Genomic DNA, 10,248 nt, shown 5'->3' on the forward strand with positions numbered 1-10,248 from the left:
TATTTAAGTGGCTACCTCGTTAGAATATCCCCCACACTCTAATCGTATCCTATAAATTCATACCCAAAGTTATAGCTTTGAAAAACAAGGTTAATAAAACATTTTGCTTTATCACTTCCGCAAAATGTTTAACGCCAATTTGAATGGAATATTCAGGGTCTCTAATGGTTGCAAGCGGAAACCCGATTGATTCGAATGATTGCATGACGTTAACTGCCATCCACCTGATTCCTGTTGAAATAAACAGGAGTTATTCCGTCCTTTATATGATTCGTTTTGGCATCATTTTAAACCGCAAATAATAAAGACATTCAGTAGCCCGCCATTTACGTATATGAATCTATATTATTTACAAACACTTTAACTTATTTTAAATCTAATAAACGTACATGAATAAGATACTATAGATATGTAATGGCAGACTGGCTTATTAATTTTAGGTGTCTTTTCCCAGGAGGCGAAGCCCCTGACCTATATAGAATATCCACCTCATAAGTAAGTAATTCTGATTGTAAGGAAGGAAAGATCAGCATTTGTGGAAATGCATTAGGTTTAGGCAATAGCTCAGAAAATGTCAATTGCGCATGTTTAATCCGTTCTTGGCGCTTTTGCAACAAACTCCTGAACATCATCGATCGGCTCGCTAATTGGGTGTAGGCGCCCCTCCCCTGACCGACTGAATGCTTGATTACCTTAGTGGAGCGCTTCAAAACTTCTTTTAGCGTTGATACCGCCATCCCGAAGGTTTTGGCAAGCATGGGTAAAGACCCCTCTAAAAACGGCGTTACAGGGCTCGTATGAACCGTCAAATAGGCAAGGATGTCCTCTTCCCTTTCATCATAATGGGAACGGACACGCTCTTCGCGTGGTTTTTTGAATTTATACCAGCCTTCCTTACCTTGGAATTGAACGCGACCGTCTGTCCATAGTTCCAGCAATCCATCTACATAGGCGCGCTTTACGCCCTTATATTTACCGGAATATGCGCTCCTCAACGTGCGCTCAAACTCACTTTTCTTCAAAGGATGGTCCAATTGGCTATTAAACTGGTCCAGTTCATCATAGGCTTCTTCCAAAGGGCGGCCACTCGAATAATTGGCAAGGGCAAGCGTCATCAGGGCATTATTACGGCTTGCGCTTTGATACCCTTTTTGGATGCCTGTCGAAAGGATTAGTGCACGATACCAATCTGAAGACGTTTGGTCGAATGCTGAATCGTTCTTATCGTAAACCACCCGAAGGAAACTTCTTTTTTCCTGTTCTTCGAATTTCTTGGACCAGGCAAGCAGTTCTCTAGTGTTTGCCGGCTCGTCAGAGAAATCCAGGACATTATCTTCCCTGGGGATTCGATAAAAGCCAAAAGGCACACAGTTCTTGTCCACCGGTACATACTTGGAAACGGCTTTACGAATATTGTCTGACAATCGTTCTGCCACTCTCAAAGACTTATAATCTTGATTTTTATGTATATAAAATGGCGTTTCTAAAATGTAAAAGACCTGGAAACCTCTCGGTGTTTCCAGCAATAGGTTGGGACGAGGCAACCCCAGCTCCTCACAGCCCAAATAAAGCCCGTACAGATCGACTTCCTTCGTATCGATATCAAAGCCCATTACATTGATCTGTTTCAGATTTTCACGGGTATGACCTTTGATCATTCGCCTCTTGAAGTCATAGTATGTACCACCCCGATAGGTGTTGGGTGTCCAATGAGTCAATTTTTGATGTTTCTCCTGGAGCGTTTCATATGAGGTGACAACATAGCCTTTTCCTTCTGTGAGGTCGGCTTTCGATGGAGATACAAAGACAGCGCCCCTCTTGTGTGGATTACTGCCTTCCCTTTCCTCATAAGCTGCCATTCTTTCAGAAAGGGCAGAAGAACCCTTTTTCTTATATAAAAAAAGACTGTTATGAGTCATGAACTGCATGATTTCAACGATTGAAACGACATGGCCTGCTTTATTCCCAATTTCCCTTATCCCCATTGATGTCACCTTCTTCCTTTTGAAGTTATGAAGTTAAATTAGTGGTGCAAAAAACGATCCATGTCGCTGGCTATCTTTTAACGGCCGTGACCCCAATTCAATCGCTGGAATGACACAGTTGTCGTACATTTTTTTGCTCCTATCAGTATAGCGAAATCGTATTTTGTAAAATGATGCTCTCTAAGGGAAATGCACCAAAAAAAAAAGCCCCTTGAAGCTTAGAGCCCCAAGGGGTAAAAAAAAATCACTTTTTTTTTTCTATGCAAGTTACGCTCAAGTATTGCACCGAAATGAGTCGAAATGTTCCATTTTTGATTAAAGCACGAAATAGAGAAAAACATTGAAAACCTTGTAATGTCAGGGGTTTGAGTTATTTCTCTTCTGATAAATGCTAAACAGGTTCCGCTCATCTATATAAGAAGGTGGTGCATATCAGATAGACAGGTTCCGCTCAACTTGCAATTTCACAGGAGGATTCCTATGAACGATATTTGCACAAAAATGATTGAATGCTAGATATACCAATGGATTGATCTAGTATACAGGTTCCGCTCAACTTTCCATTCATGTGTTACAAATGGTGCATTTAAGATTGGTTTATATAGGCAGGTTCCGCTCAATATCAAAAAAAACGGTGCGTTTGGTGCACATCGTTCCATACACCTTTCATTCAATTTGATACGCAGATGATTTTACGGAGGTATAACACGAGATGAATTGGTGCATTCACTCTACAATATTTATTGAACATACCAGAATGATTGCTCTATTTTAAACTGTATTGGTGCTTTTTCAAAAAAAACTGCGGTCTCTGTGTACTAATTGGTGCATTTTGATTACGATAAACCATAAATCCTTGCTATAATAGCAAAGGAGTGGTGCATTATTGTTTGAATCTAATAGAATGCACCACGTTTACTAGTTTTATAGAATGCCTTGCATGTACTAGAAAGGATGTTATCGATGAAGTATGAAAACATACCTGATTCTCTGATTTTAAACTATGAACTTTTAAAAATATCAATATACGAAGAAAATAAGGCCTTATTTGATGACCGGCGTTATATTCTGGAGAAATGGAAACAGGAAGCCTACCATATGACTGAGGAAGAAGTGAGGAAACAGGCTCCGGGCTATACAATGGGATTGAGTTTTCGCGCCCTCTACTCCTTGTTCACCCAGACATTATACTTTGAACAACCTATCAGCAAAAACATGATAAAAAAAGCTGTGAACGCCTATAAAGACACAATAAAGGTCATTTTAGCCGGACACTTTATCAATGAGTTTCCAACGGATGAAATTAAGCGTAGCGTAAACGAAGAAAAAATTGATGAAGCCCTACACCGGGATTACATTTATTCCAGCATGGATATGGATTTTCATTTAATGAGAGACATCGTAACGAAGAAAAAGGACTTCAAAGAAGGAGAGACTGGTCTTTTGGCAACCGAGATAATCGACAACAGAGGAAAGTTCAGAGGATTGGCTGAACTCCGTCCCCATGAATTACAAACAACCGAGATCACCTCCGATCAACAGGAAATGTGGCTAGAGCTGATTGAATCCACCATCAATTCCTTGGATGAAATGACAGCGGACCTCTTCGATTTAATTACATACTTATGGATGGTTACACCCAAGAGCCCGGACGGATATATCGAATTTCATAGTAATGATGCCCTCCGCCTTCGAAATTTAAAGAAACGGTCTGCCCATGGTAGAGAAATTGATTTTCGTGAAGAGGATCGCTTCAATATCATGAAACGGGTGGCTGCCCTTTCAAGCATATGGGTATCCCTTGGTGATGAACAGGTAAAAGTAGTCCAGACACAAGATATCCAGGACAATGAACTGTATGAATTCAAGGACTTCCAAAGGATGTTCGAGATTGGAAAGATGCGAGTTGCCTATGATAAAAAAACGGGCCAGCCAAAAGGGATTTATGCGGTGCAAGTAAAACCCTCACCTATCTTAACCCCCTACCTGGATGGACCAAACCAATCACTTGGAGTATTGGATCTGAAAGTATTCCAATACAGCCACTTTACTCAAAGGGAACATAAACGATTAACCCGATACTTGAACCTCCAGTGGAAGATCAGGACCCTAAAGCGGACTCTGCAACAGCCCTTTAAAGTGTCCACACTACTGAAAGTGATGGATTTCTCACCCAGGTATAACGGGGTACAAATCAGGGATAAATTCGAAAACGTCTTGGATCAATTGAAGGCGGACAGCGTGATTGAGAGCTGGACCTATAGCGAAGAGATTGACGAAGAACGGGTTGGAAAAAAAGGATGGGTGAACAATTACTGGTCAAAGGTCAATGTTATTATTTTACCGACAGAGATGGTCGTAAGAGAAAATCAAAAAAAACTGATGATCAACTCCAACCGGCTTGTCAATGAAGAAATTCTTGAAAGAATGAACCTTATCGATCAAGAAAACCCTTATTCTCTTTCCGAGAACTTTGAATTGGCTCAAGTTGAATCAGCTGTTTCCAATGATTCAGGATTGATCCTGGGTATGCCTTCAGCGACACCTTCTATAGACATCCAACAGTCATTCAATTTTGGAATGGACATGGAAATCAGCTTGTCTCCGGAAACGATGATGGAGACTATGGATTCTCTGAACATGAGCATTCGGAAAACGGCAGAGGAAATTGGCATTGCCCATACTACCCTCTCACGGTACCTCAGGAGAGAAAACAAACGCCAGAATAATAAAAATGACGAAAAGATGCTTAAATGGCTAAAAGAGAAAAAAAAAATATAGTATGATTTTTACACATTGAACAAGTTTGATAAATTCAGATTTAAAAAAGGCCACTGAAAATGTGGCCTTCTTAAATCAACAGCACAAAAAAAATGAGCTTTACTACTTTGAAGTAACTCCCCTTTCATAAATAATTCTAGAACCGTTGGTAAAACGATGGTCCGTTGGAGAAAAGAACACCACGGATTATTGTTCTTTTAATAATCATTAAATCTGCTCTATTAGAAGATTGTTAAATTAAATTCTCCATCATTTCCTTATTTCCTGTTTCAATTATACTGTCCCATTTGTCGAGCAAAATCTAACTCAACAAGACATGGACTATTATTTATCCCTAATAGCCAAGAAAATACCAGTTCCTTAAACCCTCTTCGTTTTGAGCAGCATGATTGAAAATAAAACTACATTTCCCACCTAATCTTAAGACGTCCTCTTTATTAGAATTAATTAATTAATTAAATGATAATTGTATGCAAATTGCATGCACTCTTGACTTTTGTATGCAAATTGCATACAATTGCAAGGAATGTAGAATAAAAATCCAAAAATACCAAGGAGGAATCTTACTAATATGGCTAGATTCGTATCAATCGATATAGGTAATGATGCAGTTAAAGGATTTTTGGGCGACCTTGAAACCCGCCTTTACATACCGAATGTTATTGCAAATGTACAAGACCGAGAAATCGTAGAAATGGAAAAGAACCCTCTGAATGCCTTGCATGTAGAAATCACTTCTTCTGCTTTAAAAAATAAAAATGGCAGTTTTGCGGTAGGAAAATTGGCATCCAAATATCCTAATAACGATGAATTGACTCCAGACCAAGATAAAGCTGATAGCGATCAGCCCGTTATCATGCTATTAACATCCCTTGCCTATGATGCTGTCGGGCAGTTCACAGAAGAAGATGGCGTGATCGAGGCTTCTTATTATTTATCTACCGGGCTGCCCCTGGACGAAACTAAACAAGGCAAAGCCAAAGAATTCAGAAAGAAACTGAAAAGTTCACAGCATGAGGTAAAATTCCTGAAAACACCATCTTTGGAAGGTAAAATCGTCCGGATTAAATTTGAACAAGTGCTGGTCAACACGGAAGGTTTTGCAGCATTCGTTGATTTAACAACAAACAATGATGGATCCACCAAAAATGAGGATTTGATAGGAAAAACCCTCTTAATCAATGATATCGGTGGCCTTTCTACAGATTCTGCTATCATTTCAGCTGAAGCAGAGGTTGATAACGAATACAGTAACGGTATCAAGAAAGGTGTTTCTACCTATCTTGATAACATCATTCGCAAAGTGTATACCAAATTCAAATACACGATTAAAAGCCGTCGGACCCTGGTCGAAATCATTACAAATGAGCAACCTGAAGAACAATATCATATCTGGGTAAATGGAAATCGGGTTTCCATCAAGGACATCATCGATGAGGAACTATCCGTTCTTGCAAAAGAGGAATATAAATTGATCAAGGATATGTGGCGGAATGTCCCAGATACCCGACTTGCTTATCAAATTGGCGGTGGTTCGCTTGTATTGAAGCCCTACCTATCTGAATTGAATCAATCTGAAAAGAACTACCCTCTTCGCTTTGTATCTGAAGATGATAGCATTTGGATGATTACCCGTGCATATTTCAAGATATTGTTGATGTATTTGCAAAGTAAAGGGATTTCCACACAAAACCAAGCCCTAATCAAAGAGTGATTTTCCATGACTGAACGCTTTGAACCTGGAAAAACGGTCTCTTTTCGCTTGCCACCTGATACCCCTTTACATGTTGTAGACTATCTAACCCAAAAGAAGAATGAATTGGGCCGGAAATTCAGCAGCGAAATTGCTCCTATTTTTGTTGAGGCCGTTTCGCAAAAAGCCCTGGGTAATGCAGATAATGCGCAAATCTCTATTACCCTACCCGAGGGTTTAACTGCCGATCAAAAAGAATGGGTGAAGCACCCCAATACGAAGGCATTGATCAGTCAGCTGCTTTATCAGGTAGTGACAAAGCCTACTACCCCACTAGATTTCGATCAGCAACTTCTTACAGATCCAGTGGAGGAAAAAAAGCCTGTTTTCAAGACCAATGCCATGATTCAGAGCTTTGCCCAGAAAACATTCTTGAATTTCGACGAAGAAGACGATTAACCCCCATCCATAGATGGGGGTTTTTAAAGTCACATTCAAATTCCTTTATAGAAAATCCCAAACAATATACTAGGCCCCGCCCAACCCTCCCACTAATATAGAGGAATAACAGGACGGGATGTCTAATACTAATAACAACGCTATTTTTATGCACCACTTATGGTCAACACTCCATAAATAGTCTACACAAATCGATATTCCACTCACTTTTTGTGGTCTATATATAGTATGTAGTCTACAATTAGAGTGAAAAGTTTTAGTTTAGAATACATGAAGCATTTTATTCAACTCATTTTGTTTTAACTTCTTTATTCTTTATATTAAAATAGAGAGTATGATAAAGATATTAGTGGACCATATATAGATTGTTCTCTAACATTTATGTACATGTTGTACACAATATGTACTCCACGAAACACATATGGAACATAAATTACGATTGTTTATAGAAATACATAAACCATTGCACCTAAAAATAGGGGAGGGTTACTACATGAAAGAAAATAGGCATTGGAGAATAAGCGATTTTGTAGAAGAGCTGAACAAAGTATTCGATAATCAACATGTACATATCAATACGGTTGATGGCTGGTTTAAACGTTTGGAAAAGAGCAGCATTCATTACATCAATCGCACGATGGAAACGAAAGAGAAGATATACGATGATTTGGATTTGAAAATTGCAATATTCATCAAAAAAAGAAGGGGGGAGAAATGGGCGCTTTCCGCCATATCAAGGGATCTCCCCAATCACTTTGAATTACGTCCGTTTCCCGTAAAAGAGGACAAACCGGCACCACATGTAGACGATATAGAGAGCATAAAAAAGCAGATATCCGAGGAAGTTAGAAGAACGTATGAAGAGTTGGCTGCCAGCCAAATTGAAGAGCTGAAAAATCAATATAAACAATTAATCACAAGCTTACCCAAACCACCGTCAACAGAAGAAAAAAAGAATCAAAGCTTTCAAGCCATGGTGATTCAAAGGGAAATTGAAAGCTCATTGGAAGAAGAAGCGAATCAGGCTTGGACCAAGTTACCTGACGATCAGCGCCTGAAGCGAATTGGATTTTTCAGAAAAGACATTGATTTGGAGAAAAAGGACAAATTTGTCCGAGATTATATCAATGAGAATTTCGTGGACCGGTTAAAAAAAGAAATGGAAATTGACAAGTAAAAAGGACATTAATGATTGAATACTTTAATCCCTCTATTGTCAGAATGAGGGGACAATGAAGGGGATCGTTATACTCAACAATAATACGACTAGATGGCAGTACTCACTTTCAGACTAACTATATCTTTTTATGCTGTAAAACCTTCGTAGATTTTGCATTAATATAGAAAACTCTCTTGGTTTACTATAGATTTCTATCATAAAATTTTCAAAAGTCATCTATTAGGAATCTAATTTCTAATAGATGACTTTTTTGTTAAGCGAAGTTGATTTTGAGGTCAGATTATGCCCCTTATTAAGTCAAGGAATTACGGGCTCAACACGGGTTTTTGCAGTCGAAGTTAGGCTTACTTGTCTATGGGCTACACCACAATTTCATTATGTTTAGAAAGATAATTACAATTTACAGAAGCAAAACCAAATGTTACAGATTTTCACAAAAAATTTCTATAAAGATCTTTTTCAAGATTAGTTTTTATTTTTTTATCCAAAAAATAAACCATCAAAAAAGAGCTGTCTCAACATAAAGGGAGCTCTTTTCATTCATTAAGTTTACCTCTTAATATTTTAAACTATATAAACAAATATGTTATTAATCCTTTCCCGAAATATTGACAAGATCGCCTTCCTCCACATTTCCCAAATTCAGTTTCTTATGAATTTCTTTCAACAAACCCACCACCGTACCCACCAATTAATCTTTTTAGTAAGGGCATTAAGGGGACACTTGAGGCTAATTCAGTGGCCACAAAAAGGCCATTCATGGATTTTTCTGTACCCATAAAAACACTATGCTTACCCAGTTCCACAACATAGTTGGGGACAGTTTACTTACTTAATACATCATCGATACAGCCAGGATAAAATAAATATGTAAATTGCCGAGGCGTTGGTAAGTTTTATTACAACTATTCTTTAGCAAATCAACCAACTTCATTGGTTCGAAAAACGTTGATTTTAATCTATGTATAATTGCGCCCTGTTTATTTATAAGGGATGTGCTGTCGATCTTGGCATGTTGGAAATGTCCATCTATAATAGGTTTCCATTTTGAAACGGGTTAATAAATCAACATGTAGAGGATTTATTAACTTGTGTTTTTACTTTAAGTTAAAATGAAAAAAGGAGAAAGATATGAAGAAAGATAAAGCTGATTTTCTTAAAGTTAATAGGCTGTTAAATCGGGTTGAAAAACTGCATGAAGAGATCTGTAAAGTAAAGGAAGAAGAATAGTATAAGGAAAAACTGAACCGTTTTACTATAAATGGGCTGATATGGAACATACAACATTGATAGGGTGGGCTTAATGTGGGACTCACATTTTTTAAAAGTTGACTGACCTGGGACACCTATTTAGCATAAAAAAAGAAAATATTTGATGAGATCATTGAATATTGTTCAATATCCCTTTTGTGTCCCTATAGTGAGCTGATATTTGACAAAGCGAAATTAGGGAATTAATAGAAAAGTCCTTTGATATGTTCAAAAGGCTTGGCAGCCGTTTCAACTAATAACATAGCATACAGTATAGTTACATAAAAAAAGCTGGCAGTATCGGGATACAACATGCTTTTCCTTGGCTCACTGGTGTTAGTGTTAGACAGTCGAACTGAAAAACGGGAGCCTTTCCATGCCCTTAAGGCCCTATACGATTTACGGTAAGTGATGCGGAGAAATAAAAAACAGAACCAGATACAAACGACGGAACTACTGTTATGCTATCGCCTAAATTTAAAGGAACTTGGAACGTTTTTCCGGTTGTGATGATAGTATTGAAAATGTCGTTTCCGAATATTGTAAATCGAGAACCGGGAATAATTACATTATTACTTCTAATATCGTATTGTACTACCCCCTCAAAAGTTGATATTAACACGTCTGCGCTTATTTCATATACTCCACCGTTCAATATGATTACTGAATCTGTTGCTGGATTTGCTACCACATTTAGAACTGGACCAGGGAAGTCAAAATCTATAGGAACTTCTTCTTGAGCTAATTTACCATCATCATCACTTGAATATAATGACCCGAATGCAGGGGGGACGCCGGGCCCTTGAGCGCCTTGAGGTCCTTGAGCGCCTTGAGGCCCTTGAGGTCCTTGAGCGCCTTGAGGTCCTTGAGCGCCTTGAGGCCCTTGAGGTCCTTGAGCG

Annotated in this window: 7 protein-coding genes; 4 read left to right on the forward strand and 3 right to left on the reverse strand. The window is 38.5% G+C overall.

Annotation, left to right across the window (positions count from 1 at the left end; genetic code table 11):
- Window positions 1-49 precede the first annotated feature (49 nt).
- Both NST21_RS28600 and NST21_RS28605 read right to left on the reverse strand, forming a co-directional pair.
- Complete coding sequence (locus NST21_RS28600; protein WP_340892849.1) at window positions 50-220, reverse strand: lysozyme family protein; 171 nt, start codon at window positions 218-220, stop codon at window positions 50-52.
- A gap of 181 nt (window positions 221-401) precedes the next feature.
- On the reverse strand, window positions 402-1,985 hold the full coding sequence (locus tag NST21_RS28605; RefSeq protein ID WP_340892850.1) for a primase C-terminal domain-containing protein: 1,584 nt from the start codon (window positions 1,983-1,985) through the stop codon (window positions 402-404).
- Window positions 1,986-2,948: 963 nt separating this feature from the next.
- Between NST21_RS28605 and NST21_RS28610 the strand changes: the two genes are divergently transcribed.
- From NST21_RS28610 to NST21_RS28625, 4 genes are all read left to right on the forward strand, one after another.
- Window positions 2,949-4,766, forward strand: a complete 1,818-nt coding sequence (locus NST21_RS28610; protein ID WP_340892851.1) for a hypothetical protein — start codon at window positions 2,949-2,951, stop codon at window positions 4,764-4,766.
- Between the two features lie 571 nt (window positions 4,767-5,337).
- Window positions 5,338-6,480 carry a ParM/StbA family protein gene (locus NST21_RS28615; RefSeq protein ID WP_340892852.1) on the forward strand — a complete coding sequence of 381 codons (1,143 nt, stop codon included), beginning with the start codon at window positions 5,338-5,340 and terminating at the stop codon, window positions 6,478-6,480.
- A 6-nt stretch (window positions 6,481-6,486) separates the two neighbouring features.
- Entirely contained in the window at window positions 6,487-6,918 is a 432-nt protein-coding gene (locus NST21_RS28620) for a hypothetical protein (protein WP_201251004.1), read from the forward strand.
- A gap of 493 nt (window positions 6,919-7,411) precedes the next feature.
- Window positions 7,412-8,095: a MerR family transcriptional regulator gene (locus NST21_RS28625; protein ID WP_340892853.1), complete on the forward strand. Its 684-nt coding sequence runs from the start codon at window positions 7,412-7,414 to the stop codon at window positions 8,093-8,095.
- A gap of 1,636 nt (window positions 8,096-9,731) precedes the next feature.
- Here NST21_RS28625 and NST21_RS28630 read toward each other — a convergent pair.
- The coding region (locus tag NST21_RS28630) for a hypothetical protein (protein WP_340892855.1) at window positions 9,732-10,248 on the reverse strand (517 nt) is incomplete at its 5' end.

This window comes from Peribacillus sp. FSL K6-1552 (assembly GCF_038005205.1).
Lineage (GTDB): Bacteria > Bacillota > Bacilli > Bacillales > DSM-1321 > Peribacillus > Peribacillus butanolivorans.